The sequence below is a fragment of the Streptomyces sp. NPDC016845 genome (assembly GCF_044332585.1).
GTDB lineage: Bacteria > Actinomycetota > Actinomycetes > Streptomycetales > Streptomycetaceae > Streptomyces.
In genome coordinates, this window is record NZ_JBIRPI010000016.1 from 59538 (window position 1) to 73813 (window position 14276).

At 71.5% G+C, this 14276-nt stretch carries 12 protein-coding genes; 10 read left to right on the forward strand and 2 right to left on the reverse strand.

Translation table 11 applies throughout. The annotated features are described in order from the left end of the window. Positions 1–5: 5 nt before the first annotated feature. Positions 6–947: a transporter substrate-binding domain-containing protein gene (locus tag ACH4RC_RS29425; protein WP_398206269.1), complete on the reverse strand. Its 942-nt coding sequence runs from the start codon at positions 945–947 to the stop codon at positions 6–8. Positions 948–1504: 557 nt separating this feature from the next. On the opposite strand from ACH4RC_RS29425, the gene ACH4RC_RS29430 reads away from it, so the two are divergent. The 10 genes from ACH4RC_RS29430 (at position 1505) to ACH4RC_RS29475 (ending at position 12977) form a co-directional block, all read left to right on the forward strand. Next, a complete protein-coding gene (locus tag ACH4RC_RS29430) occupies positions 1505–2356 on the forward strand; it encodes an amino acid ABC transporter permease (RefSeq protein WP_398206270.1) in 852 nt (283 codons plus the stop codon). Further along, positions 2353–4134 carry an FAD/NAD(P)-binding protein gene (locus ACH4RC_RS29435; protein WP_398206272.1) on the forward strand — a complete coding sequence of 594 codons (1782 nt, stop codon included), beginning with the start codon at positions 2353–2355 and terminating at the stop codon, positions 4132–4134. Before ACH4RC_RS29430 ends, ACH4RC_RS29435 begins: the two co-directional genes overlap by 4 nt. 46 nt (positions 4135–4180) lie before the next feature. Next, positions 4181–5074, forward strand: coding sequence for an amino acid ABC transporter permease (locus tag ACH4RC_RS29440; protein WP_398206273.1), 894 nt, complete (start codon positions 4181–4183; stop codon positions 5072–5074). Continuing rightward, the gene (locus tag ACH4RC_RS29445; protein ID WP_398206275.1) at positions 5071–5856 is read left to right on the forward strand and encodes an amino acid ABC transporter ATP-binding protein; all 786 of its coding nucleotides are present in this window, start codon (positions 5071–5073) and stop codon (positions 5854–5856) included. The genes ACH4RC_RS29440 and ACH4RC_RS29445 overlap by 4 nt, the downstream gene beginning before the upstream one ends. A 44-nt stretch (positions 5857–5900) precedes the next feature. Next, complete coding sequence (locus ACH4RC_RS29450; protein WP_398206276.1) at positions 5901–6872, forward strand: ABC transporter substrate-binding protein; 972 nt, start codon at positions 5901–5903, stop codon at positions 6870–6872. A 43-nt stretch (positions 6873–6915) separates the two neighbouring features. Continuing rightward, on the forward strand, positions 6916–7995 hold the full coding sequence (locus ACH4RC_RS29455; protein ID WP_398206278.1) for an LLM class flavin-dependent oxidoreductase: 1080 nt from the start codon (positions 6916–6918) through the stop codon (positions 7993–7995). Then, positions 7992–9335, forward strand: coding sequence for an NtaA/DmoA family FMN-dependent monooxygenase (locus ACH4RC_RS29460; RefSeq protein WP_398206280.1), 1344 nt, complete (start codon positions 7992–7994; stop codon positions 9333–9335). Before ACH4RC_RS29455 ends, ACH4RC_RS29460 begins: the two co-directional genes overlap by 4 nt. Positions 9336–9605: 270 nt before the next feature. Next, on the forward strand, positions 9606–10508 hold the full coding sequence (locus ACH4RC_RS29465) for a S1 family peptidase (RefSeq protein WP_398206282.1): 903 nt from the start codon (positions 9606–9608) through the stop codon (positions 10506–10508). A 235-nt stretch (positions 10509–10743) separates the two neighbouring features. Next, a complete protein-coding gene (locus ACH4RC_RS29470; protein WP_398206284.1) occupies positions 10744–11616 on the forward strand; it encodes a slipin family protein in 873 nt (290 codons plus the stop codon). Positions 11617–11894: 278 nt separating this feature from the next. Further along, complete coding sequence (locus tag ACH4RC_RS29475; protein WP_398206286.1) at positions 11895–12977, forward strand: S1 family peptidase; 1083 nt, start codon at positions 11895–11897, stop codon at positions 12975–12977. A gap of 89 nt (positions 12978–13066) precedes the next feature. Here ACH4RC_RS29475 and ACH4RC_RS29480 read toward each other — a convergent pair whose 3' ends face one another. Further along, positions 13067–14143, reverse strand: a complete 1077-nt coding sequence (locus ACH4RC_RS29480; RefSeq protein WP_398206288.1) for a DUF3533 domain-containing protein — start codon at positions 14141–14143, stop codon at positions 13067–13069. Positions 14144–14276 lie beyond the last annotated feature (133 nt).

Sequence of the window (14276 nt, forward strand, 5' to 3'; positions counted from 1 at the left end):
CGGGGTCAGTCCTTGATCTCCGGCGGGGAGATCCTGGACGTGTCGATGCCGGACGGGACCGTGCCCCACTTCCTCAGGATCTTCGCGTAGGTGCCGTTCGCGATCAGCTTGTTCACCGCCGCCTGGAACGCCGGGGCCAATGGCGTGCCCTTCTTGAAGGCGAAGCCGACGTCCAGGCGGTGGAACTCGTTGAGGAACTTCAGCCCCTCCTGCTGCTTCACGGCGTAGCGCAGTCCGTTGATCGTGCTCATCACCACGTCGGAGCGGCCCTGCTGGAGCGAGGACCAGACCGCGCTCGACTCGGAGTACGTCTTCACGTCGTACGGCTTCTCGCCCGCGGCCGAGCACGCCTTCCTGTTCTCCTCCAGCGTCGCCTCGAAGGTGGTGCCCGCGCCCGTCGCCACGTTCAGGCCGCACAACTGCTTGAGGTCGGTGACTTTCTTCAGGCCGCTGTCCTTGCGGACGGCGAAGCCCTGGCCGTCATTGATGTAGGTGACGAAGTCGATCGTCTTGCGGCGCTCGTCGGTGACGCCGAAGTTGCCGGTGCCGAGGTCGTACTTGCCGCTGCCCAGGGCGGGCAGGATCGCCTCGAAGCCGGCGACCTCCTGGTCCAGCTCGATGCCGAGCACCTTCGCCACGGCGTTCGCGAAGTCGACGTCCTGGCCGACGATCGTCTTCCCGTCGGGCAGATATGTCGAGTTGGGCGGGTTGCCGCCGACGGTGACGGCGATCTTCAGACTGCCGCTCTCGCTGACGTCGGGAGGAAGCAGTTCCGCCGCCGCCGGATCTCTCGCGAGGCCCGAGACCACATCCGTCGTGGGGATCTCGGCGTTCTTGGCGGCGGTGGTCTCACCGCCTGCGGCGCCGTCGCCGGAGCCGCAGGCGGTGAGACCCAGGGCGGCGACGGTGATCAGCGCGAACGTGGAGGTCAGGGAGGTGGAGCGCATGGCGTGGGGTTCTGCCCTTCGGTGACGGCACAACAGGACGACGCAACTGACGGATACGCGAGGGGAGGGGAGGGCGCAGCAGGGCGAAGGCGCGGGCAGGTACGCGAAACCGCGCGTACCGGGACGCGTGGACAAGGGGTGTGCGGGGCGCGATGGCGAAGGGGCGTACCGGCGCGCGGACGTGCGCTTACGCGGTCATACGGGGACGACGGCGCGCGATCGCGGGGGAGGGAAGAGCAGAGTCGACGCGCACAGAAGGCGTCAGAAGGGCATCAACAGGACGCGGACCACACTCGACCGAAGTCGATGTGGGAGCGCGTGACCAGCCACTGCTGCGGATGCATGCGCCAAGTGGAACAGGCATCCGTTTCGGCGTCAACTCACTTGAGACGTACGGCTCACACTGTGGACACCCTTGACAGAGCGCGTGAACGGCCCCGTAATCTCGGGGGCGGTACCGCCGCTGAGGGGCTCCGGTGCCGTTCCCGTGCGCACGCAGGTGTCGAAGGCACGATCAGGCCGGCCATCCAGGATGTCCGGCCCCACGGAGCCTTCTCATGTCATCGGACACCCTCGCCGAAGTCCCGCCCTCGGCCCCGCCGGCCGCCGCCTCCGCCGCACCGCGCATCGTTCCGCGCCGCCGTCCCGGTCAGTGGGCGGCCGCCGCCCTCGTCCTCGTCCTGCTCGGCCTCGCCGTCAACTCGGTCACGCGCAACGAGGCCTTCCAGTGGGACGTCGTGGGGGAGTACTTCACCTCGTCGTCCGTCCTGCGCGGGCTCGGGCTCACCCTGTGGCTGACCGCGCTCGTCATGGCGCTCGGTTTCGCGATCGGCACCCTGCTCGCCATCATGCGGCTCTCCGCCAACCCGGTGCTGCGCGCTGTGAGTCGGGGCTACGTGTGGCTGTTCCGGTCCATGCCGATCCTGGTGCAGCTGCTGTTCTGGTTCAACATCGGCGCCCTGTACCCGACGCTCCTCGGCGTGAAGACCGTCGACCTGTTCGCCCCCGTCACCGTCGCCGTCATCGGACTCACCCTGCACGAGGCCGCGTACGCCGCCGAGGTCGTGCGCGGCGGCATCCTCTCCGTCGACCGCGGCCAGATCGAGGCCGCCCAGGCGCTCGGGCTCAGCCGCTCGCGGCGCTGGCGCCGGATCGTGCTGCCGCAGGCCATGCGCTCCATCGTGCCGCCGGCCGGCAACATGCTGATCGGCACCCTCAAGGGCACCTCGATCGTCAGCGTCATCGCCGTGCAGGACCTCCTGTACTCGGTGCAGCTCGTCTACCACCGCACCTACCAGGTCATCCCGCTGCTCCTCGTCGCCACCATCTGGTACATCGTGGTCACCTCGCTGCTCGGCGTCGGCCAGTACTACATCGAGCGGCACTACGCGCGCGGGACGACCCGATGAGCGCGGCGCGGCAGTCCCTGGTGATCGTGGGCGCGGGGCCCCGCGCGACCGGCATCCTGGAGCGCGTCGCCGCCAACGCCCGGGACGACGGCGGGGAACTGCGGCTCGACGTGCACCTCGTCGACCCCTACCCGCCGGGCGCCGGACGCATCTGGCGGCGTGAGCAGTCGCCGCTGCTCTGGATGAACTCGCAGGCCCAGGACGTCACCATGTTCACCGACGACACCGTGCGGGTCGACGGGCCGGTACGGCCGGGCCCCGCGCTGCACGAGTGGGCCGGTATCGACGGCCGGGTCTTCGCCGACCGGCGCAGCCAGGGCCGCTACCTGCGCTGGGTGTACGAGAAGGCCGTCGCCGCGCTGCCCGAGGGGGTCGTCGTCCACCACCACGCGCGGCGCGCCCTGCGCGTCGACGGGCCGCGCGACGGACGCCAGCAGGTGTGGCTGGAAGGCCGCGCCCGGCCGCTGCTCGGCGACGCCGTCCTCCTCACCCAGGGCCACCTCGACGCCGAGCTGGACGCGGAGCAACGGGAGCTGCGCGCGTACGCGCTGCGGCACGGCCTCGTCCACCTGCCGCCGGACTTCACCGCCGACTCCGACCTGAGCGCGCTCGCGCCGGGCCGGGACGTGCTCGTGCGCGGCTTCGGGCTCGCCTTCGTCGACCTGATGGTGCTCCTCACCGAGGGGCGCGGCGGGCGCTACGAAGGGGACCGGTACATCCCCTCGGGCCGCGAGCCCGTCCTGCACGTCGGCTCGCGGCGCGGCGTCCCGTACCACTCGAAGATCGGCTACGACTGGGACGCGGCGACCGGCGGACGGCCGCCCCTGCCGCGCTTCCTCGGGCCCGCCCAGATCGACGAACTCCTCGCCCGGCCGGGCGGGTTCGACTTCCGCGCCGACGTGTGGCCGCTCGTCGACAAGGAGCTCGGCTACGCGCACTACCACCGCCTCTTCACCGCGCACCCCGAGCGCACCGCCATGGCCTGGACCGACTTCGAGGAGAAGTACGCCGCCGCGACCCCGCTCGGCGCCGAACTGCACGCCCTCGTCGCCTCCGCCGTGCCCGACCCCGCCGACCGGCTCGACCTCGACGCCCTCGACCACCCCCTCGCCGGCGTCCGGCACACCTCGTACGACGACCTCCAGGCCGGACTGCGCGCCTACGTCACCGCCGACCTCGACCGCCGCCACGACCCGGCGCACAGCCCCGACCTCGCCGTCTTCACCGGCCTGCTCTCCGTGTACGGGCAGGTCATGCGGCTCGGCGACATCGGCGACTGGTGGCACGGCTTCTTCAGCTACCTGGCGTCGGGGCCGCCCGGACCCCGCCTTCGGCAACTGCTGGCGCTGTCCCGCGCGGGCATCGTGAAGTTCGTCGGGGCCGACATGCGGGTCAGCGCCGAGGACGGGGTGTTCCGGGCGACCGGTGCCACCGTGCCGGGCCATGTCGTGGAGGCCCGCGCCCTGGTCGAGGCCCGCCTGCCGCAGCCGACGCTGGCCCGCACCCGCGACCGGCTGCTGCGCGAGCTGCACGCCGACGGGGCCCTGTCGACCCCCGCCGGGCTGCTCGCCGTCGACCCGGACGACGGGCGCGTCCTGTACCGCGACGGCGGCGCCCACCCGCGCCGGTTCGCCCTGGGCCCGCACACCGACGCGCGCGGCGCCGGAGGTTTCACCCGGCCGCGGACCAACAGCCCGTCCTTCCGGCAGAACGACGCCACCGCGCGCGCGATCCTCGCGTTCCTGCGCGACCTGTCCTGTCGTACCACCGCAGCGTGAGCGGCCCGCACTTCCTCCTTCACTCCTGACCGCCCGAGGTACCCCTATGTCTCTGACCAGCGACCCACCTGTCGAGCATCCGCAGAAGGCCGCGGCGCCGCCGCCCGCCGACTACTCCCAGCTCAAGGTCGTCCCCGTCCGCCACCCCTGGCGCTGGGTCGCCATCGCCGCGACCGCCGTACTGCTCGCCCAGTTCGCGCACGGCCTTGTCACCAACGCCGGGTGGGAGTGGGAGGTCTTCGCGGAGTTCTTCACCGCGGACGTCATCCTCAAGGCCGTCTGGACGACCCTGCAACTCACCTTCTACGGGACGGCGCTCGGCTTCGCGCTCGGCATCGTGCTCGCCTTCATGCGGCTCTCGCGCAGCCGGTTCCTGAAGACGGTGGCGTTCGGCTACATCTGGGCGTTCCGCTCGATCCCGCTCATCGTCCAGCTCCTGTTCTGGTTCAACCTGGCCTACCTCTACAAAGAGCTGCAGTTCGGCATCCCCTTCGGGCCCGGCTTCTTCTCCTTCGACACGATGGGCCTGGTCGGCGCGGTGAGCGCCGCCGTCCTCGGGCTGGCCCTGCACCAGGCCGCGTACGCGGCGGAGATCGTGCGCGGCGGCGTACTGGCCGTCGACAGCGGCCAGCTGGAGGCGGCGGCGGCGCTCGGCATCCCGCGCCTTCGCCAGATCCGCCGGATCGTGCTGCCGCAGGCGATGCGCTCGATCCTGCCGAACGCCGCCAACGAGGTCATCTCCCTCTTCAAGGGCACCTCGATCGTCTCCGTCATGGCGATCGGCGAACTCTTCTACCAGGTGCAGGTCATCTACGGCCGCAACGGCCGCGTCGTGCCGCTCCTGATGGTCGCCACCGCCTGGTATGTCCTCCTGACCAGCGCGCTCTCCGTACTCCAGCACTACGTGGAGCGCCACTTCGCGAAAGGCACGACCCGATGAGCGCCGCAGTCCCCGAGGTTCAGGTCCCCATGGTCGACATCAAGGCCGTCCGCAAGAGCTTCGGCCCGCTCGAAGTGCTGCGCGGCATCGACCTGGAGGTGAGGGCCGGTGAGGTCACCGTCGTGCTCGGCCCCTCGGGGTCCGGCAAGTCGACGCTGCTTCGCACCATCAACCACCTGGAGAAGGTCGACAGCGGCTGGATCAGCGTCGACGGCGCGCTCGTCGGCTACCGCCGCTCCGGCGACAAGCTGTACGAGCTGCGTGAACGCGAGGTCCTCAAGCAGCGCACCCACATCGGCTTCGTCTTCCAGAACTTCAACCTCTTTCCGCACCTCACGGTCCTGGAGAACGTCACCGAGGCGCCCGTCGCCGCGCTCAAGCGCCCCCGCGCCGAAGCCGTCGAGTCCGCGCGCGCCCTCCTCGGCCGGGTCGGGCTCGCCGACAAAGCCGACGCCTACCCCCGCCAGCTCTCCGGCGGCCAGCAGCAGCGCGTCGCCATCGCCCGCGCCCTCGCCCTGGAGCCGAAGCTGCTCCTGTTCGACGAGCCGACCTCCGCGCTCGACCCGGAGCTGGTCGGCGAGGTCCTCGACGTCATCAAGGACCTGGCCCACCAGGGCACCACGATGATCGTCGTCACGCACGAGATCGGCTTCGCGCGCGAGGTCGCCGACACCGTCGTCTTCATGGACGAGGGCCGCGTCGTCGAGCAGGGCGCCCCCGGCGACGTACTGGACGCACCACGCGAGGCACGCACCAAGTCGTTCCTGTCGAAGGTCCTCTGAACCCCACTCTTCCCGCTCGAACGAGATCACTCAGGAGTACGCACATGCTCTCCCGCCGCACCCTCGCCGCCTCCGTCGCCGCGCTCGCCGTCGCCCCGCTGCTCGCCGCCTGCGGGGGTGACAGCGACGCCGCCACGACCACGGGCAGCGGCGGCACCAAGAAGGTCGGCAGCATCAACATCGGCCCCGACCAGCACCGCGTCCGGGGCACGAAGGACGAGAAGATCGCCGCCTTGGTGCCCGAGGCGATCCGCGAGCGCGGCACGCTGCGGCTCGGCGGCAGCGCCGACGCCTCCCCACCGCTCGGCTTCTTCGCCACCGACGACAAGACCCGGATCGGCTCCGAGCTCGACATCGCCACGCTCGTCGCGGACACGCTCGGCCTCAGGCTCCAGCAGGAGCAGGTGAGCTGGGAGAACCTCTTCGTCGGCCTCGACAGCGGGAAGTTCGACGCCGTGTTCTCCAACGTGACGGTCACCGAGGAGCGCAAGGAGAAGTACGACTTCGCGACGTACCGGCTCGACAACATCGCCTTCGAGGCGAAGAAGGGCACGGACTGGCGGGTCAAGGGGCCCGAGGACGTCGCGGGCAGGACCATCGCCGTCTCCTCCGGCACCAACCAGGAGAAGATCCTCGTCGACTGGAGCAAGCAGGACGAGAAGGCCGGGTTGAAGCCCGTCACCATCAAGTACTTCCAGAAGGACACGGACTACTACCTGGCGCTCCAGTCCGGCCGTATCGACGCCTACCTCGGCCCGAACCCGTCCGCCGCCTACCACGTGGCCTCCGCCGGCCAGTCGCAGATCATCGGCTCCATCTCGGGCGGCGGCGACCTCGTGCAGGGCAAGATCGCGGCGACGACGAAGAAGGGCAGCGGCCTCGTCGACGCCTACGCGGCCGCCCTGGACCACGTGATCGCCGACGGCTCGTACGGGCGCGTCCTGAAGCGGTGGGGCCTGTCGAGCGAGGCCGTCCCGAAGTCCGAGATCAACCCCAGGGGCCTGCCCAAGCCGTGAGCCCCCGCCTCCTCTAACGCCGCTCCCGAAAGGTCCACCAGCCATGACCAGCCAACCGGGCCGGGGCCTGCTGCACCTCGCCGCGGCCGTCGACCTGCCCGGCACTTTCGACGCCGAGCCGCATCTTCAGCTCGCCCGCCTCGCCGAGCACGGCGCCCTCGACTTCGTCACGCTCCACGACGGCTTCGACGGGCCGGGCCCCGACAGCCTCTCCGTGCTGTCCCGGATCGCCCCGCGCACCTCCCGCATCGGCCTCGTCCCGACCGTCACCACCACCCACACCGAGCCCTTCCACGTCCAGGCCGCCGTCGCCACCCTCGACTGGGTCAGCCGCGGCCGGGCCGGCTGGCGGCCCGACGTCTCCACCGGCGATCACGAGGCGCGCCTCTTCGGGCGCCGGGCCGCCGCCGCCCCCGCCGACCTGTGGCACGAGGCGGGCGAAGTCGTCGAGGTGGCCCGCAAGTTGTGGGACAGCCGGGAGGACGGCGCCGAGATCAGGGACGCCGCCACCGGCCGGTTCGTCGACCGCGACAAACTGCACCACGTCGACTTCGAGGGGCGTACGTTCTCCGTGCGCGGCCCGTCCCTCGTGCCGCGCCCGCCGCAGGGCAACCCGGTCGTCGTGATCGACGCGACCCAGCCGTACGCGTACGACGTCGCCGCCCGGCACGCCGATGTCGCCCTGGTCGCCGTCGCCGAGCCGGACCGGCTCGCCGCCGCCCGCGACGGGCTCCGCCGCCGCGCCGCCGAGCACGGGCGCGACCCCGGCGCCCTGCGCGTCCTCGCCGCCCTGCGCATCGACCTCGGCGACGGCGAGTACGCGGCCCAGCCGGGCCACGGCGGCGGCCCGCTGCCCACCAGCGAGGGCCCGCTGTACCGCGGCGGGCCCGTCGACCTCGCCGAACTCATCACCGACTGGCACCGGGCGGGCGCCGCCGACGGTTTCCACCTGACGCCGCTCGACCCGCGCCGTGACCTGGAGCGCCTGGTCAACGGGACGGTGCCGCTGCTCCAGCACCGGGCCCTGTTCCGCACCTTCTATCCGGGCAGCACGCTTCGGGAGCATCTGGGGCTCGCCCGGCCCGCCGGCCAGTACGCCGCCCTCGCGGGAGACCCGTCATGACTCGTCCGGCCGATGAGCCGCGTAAGCAGATCCATCTCGCCGCCCACTTCCCCGGCGTCAACAACACGACCGTCCGGGACGACCCGAGGCCGAGGCCGCAGATCGACTTCGCCTCCTTCGAGCATCTGGCCCGCACCGCCGAACGCGGCCTTCTCGACTTCTTCTTCCTGGCCGAGGGGGAGCGGCCGCGCGAGCACCAGGGCCGTCTCCACGACCTGGACGTGGTCGGCAGGCCCGAGTCGCTGACCGTCCTGAACGCGCTCGCGGCCGTCACCGACCGGCTCGGGCTCGCGGCCACGGTCGACGCCACCTTCAACGAGCCGTACGAGACCGCCCGCCGCTTCGCCACCCTGGACCACCTCAGCGGCGGCCGGGCCGCCTGGAACGTGGTGACCTCCTCCTCCGCGTTCACCGGCGAGAACTTCCGCCGCGGCGGCCACCTCGACCGCGCGGACCGCTATACGCGTGCCGCCGAGTTCGTGGACGTGGCCCGGACGTTGTGGGACGCGGGCACCGAGCGCCCGTTCCGGCACGTGGGGCGGCACTTCACCGTCGAGGGGGACTTCTCCGTCCCGCGTCCGCCGCAGGGCCACCCCGTCTCCATCCAGGCGGGCGGCTCCGCCGAGGGCCGCGAGTTCGCCGCGTCCACCGCCGACGTCGTCCTCACCCGCCACGGCAGCCTGGAGGCCGGGCAGGCGTTCTACGCCGACGTGAAGGCGCGGCTCGCGAAGTACGGGCGCGAGCCGGACGGCCTCAAGATCATGTCCGGGGTGACGGTCGTGCTCGGCGACACCGCGGCCGAGGCGCAGGAGAAGGCCGCCGAGATCCGCCGCCGCCAAGTCTCCCCGCAGAACGCGATCCTCGCCCTGGAACAGGTGTGGGGCGTCGACCTGTCGTCGTACGACCCGGACGGACCGCTGCCCGACATCGACCCGGTCGTCGACTCCGGCCTCTCCCCAGGGCGTACGCACCGCGGTGACGTGCTCGCCCTCGCCGAGAAGTGGCGCGGGCTGTCCCGCGCCAAGGGTCTCTCCATCCGGCAGACCGTGATCGAGGCGAGCAGCAGGCAGTCCTTCGTCGGAACGCCGGACGCGGTCGCCGCCGGCCTCGACCGGTTCGTCCAGGGCGACGCGGCCGACGGGTTCGTCCTCGTACCGCATCTGACGCCCGGCGGGCTCGACGACTTCGTCGACGAGGTGGTGCCGCGGCTCCAGGAGCGCGGGGTGTTCCGCACGGCGTACGAGGGGACGACCCTCCGCTCGCACCTGGGTCTGCCCCCGGCATCCGGAGCGCCGACTTCCGGCCATCCCGTGGCGGCCGGCCAGGGCAGTGGAACCTGACGGGTGTCCAGCCCGTCCTCCCAGTAGAGAGCGAGCCCCGGCGGCGTACGGGATGTACGAGTGAAGCCGTCGGGGCATGCCGTCGTGGATGCGGAGATGCCGCGCACGTCCGAAAGGCGCTCTTGAGTCGATCAGTTGAATCGCCGAATACTCCCGGGCAAGCGCTTGTCAGGAACACGGCGTGTTCGGAATCCGGACGCCCGTCCCTGGCCGCGCCTCACGGGCCCCGACCCCACGCGGCCCCCGACTTCCCCCCGGGAGGAACGAGCAGTGAGGATCAAGCGCACCACCCCCAGTGGCACGGCAAGACGGACCAGGCTGATCGCCGCGGGCACCGGCTTCCTCGCCGCGGCAGCGTTCGCCGCACCCAGCGCGCACGCCGCCGAAGCCCCCCAGACCTTCAGCGCCGCCGAACTGGCGCAGACCAGCGACGCGGTGCGCAGCGCCGACATCGCCGGTACGGCATGGGCCGTCGACGCCAAGACCAAGCAGGTCGTCGTCACCGTCGACGAGTCGGTCTCGCAGGCCGAGATAGCCCGCATAAAGCAGGAGGCGGGCTCCGCCGCCGGGGCGATCCAGATCAAGCACACCCCCGGTACGTTCAACAAGCTGATCTCCGGCGGCGACGCCATCTATGCGAGTAGCTGGCGCTGCTCGCTCGGGTTCAACGTCAAGAACAGCGCCGGTGCCGACTACTTCCTGACGGCCGGGCACTGCACCGACGGCGCAGGCACCTGGTGGTCCAACTCGGGCCACACCACCACCCTGGGCACCACCGCCGGGTCGAGCTTCCCGGGCAACGACTACGGCCTCGTGCGGTACACCAACACCTCGGTGACCAAGTCCGGAGCCGTCGGCAGCGTGGACATCACCCGCGCGGCCACGCCCTCCGTGGGCACCACGGTCACCCGGCGCGGCTCCACCACCGGCATCCACAGCGGCCGCGTCACCGCGCTGAACGCCACCGTGAACTACGGCGGCGGCGACGTCGTCTCCGGCCTCATCCAGACCACGGTCTGCGCCGAGCCCGGCGACTCCGGCGGCCCGCTGTACGGCGGCACCACCGCCTACGGCCTGACCTCCGGCGGCAGCGGCAACTGCTCCTCCGGCGGCACGACGTTCTTCCAGCCGGTCGTCGAGGCGCTCAACGCGTACGGGATGCACGTCTTCTAGACCGCGTCCCCGAGACCCGGCGTCCGTGCCCGCGCGCGCACGGGCACCCGCGACGCCGGCAGTGTGAGAAACAGTGTGAGAGGCCCCCGCCGGCACGGCCCGGCGGGGGCCTCTCCTCGTCCTCTTCTTCTTCGTGCTTTTCCTCGTCACCCGGCTCTCCCGCCCCGCCCCCTGCCGGGGTTACCGTCGAAGTGATGCGTTGCTGCGCCCACTTCGGACCCAGGGGGGCCGTGGGATGGTCGAGGAACTGGTGGCGGCGGGAGTGGCCGCGTTCTGCGCCGGAGCGGTGTACGGGATGGCGGCGGCGCGGGTCGTGCGCCAGTACGAGCGGGGGGTGGTCTTCCGCCTCGGCCGGCTCAGGTCGGCGGTGCGCGGGCCCGGGTTCACGATGATCGTCCCGCTCGTGGACCGGCTCCACAAGGTCAACATGCAGATCGTCACGATGCCCGTGCCCGCCCAGGACGGCATCACCCGGGACAACGTCACGGTGCGGGTGGACGCCGTCATCTACTTCAAGGTCGTCGACGCGGCCGAGGCCGTCGTGCAGGTGGAGGACTACCGGTTCGCCGTCTCGCAGATGGCACAGACCTCGCTGCGCTCCATCATCGGCAAGAGCGACCTCGACGACCTGCTCTCCAACCGCGAGAAGCTCAACCAGGGCCTGGAGCTGATGATCGACAGCCCGGCCATCGGGTGGGGCGTGCAGATCGACCGGGTCGAGATCAAGGACGTGTCGCTGCCGGAGACCATGAAGCGGTCGATGGCCCGACAGGCCGAGGCGGACCGGGAGCGGCGGGCCCGCGTCATCAACGCCGACGCCGAGCTGCAGGCGTCGAAGAAGCTCGCCGAGGCGGCCGGGGTCATGTCGGACCAGCCCGCCGCGCTGCAACTCCGGCTGTTGCAGACGGTGGTGGCGGTCGCCGCCGAGAAGAACTCGACGCTGGTCCTGCCGTTCCCCGTGGAGCTGCTGAGGTTCCTGGAGCGGGCCACGCCGGGGGAAGCGGGGCGGGCGGCGGAGGCGGCCGTGCACCAGCTGACCGAACTGGACGGGAAAACGCGGATCGTGAAGGAACCCGCCGCGGAGGAAGACGTTCCACAGAGCACGTGAAGCGGCTCGCCGAGCACTTTCACACCATCGATTTCCGGACAGGACCAGACCTCACCCTCTGCCGAGCGCTCTGTGCACAGGGTGTTTGCAAAGGGGACCGACATGGGGCGGCGGGGGCGTACAAGGTACGAAAGGCGCACGGGAGTTCCCGCACGCGCGTCCTGAAGTCGACCTTGTGTGCTCCCTGTGACGCTCGGGATAGTGGGGTGCGTCACCCTCACGGATCCGGCCCACCCCCACATCGGGCCTGTTCCGAACCCCCCACAGGAGGACGTGAGTTGAAGCACCGACGCATATCCAAGCGGCGCGTCGCCGTGGCCGGGGCGGGAATCACCGCTCTGGTCGCCGCGGGCATCACCTTCCAGACTGCGAACGCCAGCACCCCGTCGCCGGACCCGGCGCCCCGGACCCTCTCCGTCGCGAAGGCCGGAAATCTCGCCTCGTCCCTGACACGGAGCCTCGGCACGGACACCGCCGGCAGCTACTACGACGCCGACGCCGAACACCTCGTCGTCAACGTGCTCAACGAGGACGCCGCGCAGGCCGTCCAGGCCGCGGGCGCCAAGGCCAGAGTCGTGGAGAACTCCCTCGCCGCGCTCGACGGCGCCCGCGCGACGCTGAAGAGCGACGCGACCATCCCCGGCACCTCGTGGGCCACCGACCCCGCCACCAACAAGGTCGTCGTCACCGCCGACCGTACGGTCGAGGGCGCGGCCTGGGACAAGCTGAGCAAGGTCGTCGACGCTCTCGGCGCGAAGGCCGAACTCAAGCGCACACAGGGCGAGTTCACCAAGTACATCGCCGGTGGCGACGCCATCACGGGCGGCGGCGGCCGCTGCTCCCTCGGCTTCAACGTGGTCAAGGACGGCCAGCCGTACTTCATCACGGCGGGCCACTGCACCGAGTCGATCTCCACCTGGTCCGACTCCAGCGGCCAGGTCATCGGCGCCAACGAGCAGTCCAGCTTCCCGGGCAACGACTTCGGCCTGGTGAAGTACACCGCGGACGTCCCGCACCCCAGCGAGGTCAACCTCTACAACGGGTCCGCGCAGCCGATCACCCAGGCCGGCGACGCCACCGTCGGCCAGCAGGTGACCCGCTCCGGCTCCACGACCCAGGTCCACGACGGCACGGTGACCGGCCTGGACGCCACCGTGAACTACGGCAACGGCGACGTCGTCACCGGTCTCATCCAGACCGACGTCTGCGCCGAGCCGGGCGACAGCGGCGGTTCCCTCTTCGCCGGCGACACGGCGCTCGGCCTCACCTCCGGCGGCAGCGGCGACTGCACGTCGGGCGGCGAGACGTTCTTCCAGCCGGTGCCGGAAGCGCTCTCCACCTTCGGGGCGGAGATCGGCTGATCCCCGCGCGGCAGTAGAAAGGCCCGCCTCCGCCACCAGCGGGGGCGGGCCTTCGTGCGCGGTCCTGTGCGGCCCGGGCCCGGGAGGGCCTACGACGCGACGCCCACGTGGGTCGAGCCGTCACCCGGGCCCCGGCCCGCGCCGTGCTCGTGGTGAGCGCCGCCGCGCCTGCGCTCCCGCAGAGCCGACGCGGCCAGCGTCACCACGACGCCGAGCACCGCCCAGGCCGCGAGGACGAGCAGGGACTTCGTGAGGGCGTTGCCCTGGAAGTACGCGATCGAGCGCGCCGCCCAGGTGCCCGCGCCCGGTGGCAGCCACGGCCCGATCGCCTGCCAGAACGGCGGGAGCATCGGCAGCGGGAAGGCGCCGCCCGCGCTCGGGTTGCCCGCGATGACGACGAGGAGCACGGCCAGGCCGATGCCGACGATGCCGGTCAGCTCCTCCAGGGCGAGCGTGAGCGCGCCGACCGCGAAGGTGACGAGGGCGCCGAGCCCGGCAAGCCCCCAGAAGGAGCCGGGCAGCGCGCCGAGGATCGAGTCGCCGATGATCCACGAGCCGCCGATGCCGCCGACGACGGAGACGACCGCCATGGCGCCGAGCCGGATCGCCGCGCGTTGCGGACTGCCGGACTTGGACCCGGCGCTGATCGACATGATCGACGCGCACAGGTAGCCGCCGACGCACCAGCCGACGACGAGGTAGAAGGCCGAGAGCCCGTCGAAGTCGCTGGGGGAGGCGGGGGCCACGTCGACCTTCTCCACGGTCCGCCGCTCGGCGCCGTCGACCCGGGTGGCGATCGTCTCCAGGGCGCCGGCCAGAACGGTGCCTCCGCCGGACGCGACGAGCAGGGTGTCCTTGCTGCCGCGCGGATCGAGGATCAGGGCGCCGTCGATCTCCCGGTCCATGATCTGCTGCCGCGCCGTCTTCTCGTCGGCGACCACGCGCGGGTCCAGCGGTGAGCCCGGCAGCTTCGCCATCCGCTGCTCGGCCTGGCGCGCCGCCTGCTGCGCCGGGGCGACGACGCCGAACGGCACGTCCTTCGGGGTCGGATTGTGCAGCGCCCCCACGTAGGAGGCGATGAAGAGCAGCTGGAGGGCGAGTACGCCGATCACCAGCAGCGTGGCCCGCGGGGTGACGGCGGATCTGAACTCATCGGCGAACCTCATGCCCCAACGCTCCGGCGGCGGCCGGTGTCGTGCAGTCGGGGTGGGCCGAACGGGTCTCCGGGCGCCACCTTTCGAACGCCTGTCGTACATGCGTTCGAAAGTTGGTCTATGGTGGAGGTGGGGGAGGTGAGAT

Bases quoted from the DNA above. Each gene is read 5' to 3' on its own strand.
- ACH4RC_RS29455 (WP_398206278.1), top strand. From the start codon at position 6,916: ATGACCAGCCAACCGGGCCGGGGCCTGCTGCACCTCGCCGCGGCCGTC.
- ACH4RC_RS29450 (WP_398206276.1), top strand. From the start codon at position 5,901: ATGCTCTCCCGCCGCACCCTCGCCGCCTCCGTCGCCGCGCTCGCCGTC.
- ACH4RC_RS29460 (WP_398206280.1), top strand. From the start codon at position 7,992: ATGACTCGTCCGGCCGATGAGCCGCGTAAGCAGATCCATCTCGCCGCC.
- ACH4RC_RS29440 (WP_398206273.1), top strand. From the start codon at position 4,181: ATGTCTCTGACCAGCGACCCACCTGTCGAGCATCCGCAGAAGGCCGCG.
- ACH4RC_RS29480 (WP_398206288.1), bottom strand. From the start codon at position 14,143: ATGAGGTTCGCCGATGAGTTCAGATCCGCCGTCACCCCGCGGGCCACG.
- ACH4RC_RS29435 (WP_398206272.1), top strand. From the start codon at position 2,353: ATGAGCGCGGCGCGGCAGTCCCTGGTGATCGTGGGCGCGGGGCCCCGC.
- ACH4RC_RS29425 (WP_398206269.1), bottom strand. From the start codon at position 947: ATGCGCTCCACCTCCCTGACCTCCACGTTCGCGCTGATCACCGTCGCC.
- ACH4RC_RS29470 (WP_398206284.1), top strand. From the start codon at position 10,744: ATGGTCGAGGAACTGGTGGCGGCGGGAGTGGCCGCGTTCTGCGCCGGA.
- ACH4RC_RS29430 (WP_398206270.1), top strand. From the start codon at position 1,505: ATGTCATCGGACACCCTCGCCGAAGTCCCGCCCTCGGCCCCGCCGGCC.
- ACH4RC_RS29445 (WP_398206275.1), top strand. From the start codon at position 5,071: ATGAGCGCCGCAGTCCCCGAGGTTCAGGTCCCCATGGTCGACATCAAG.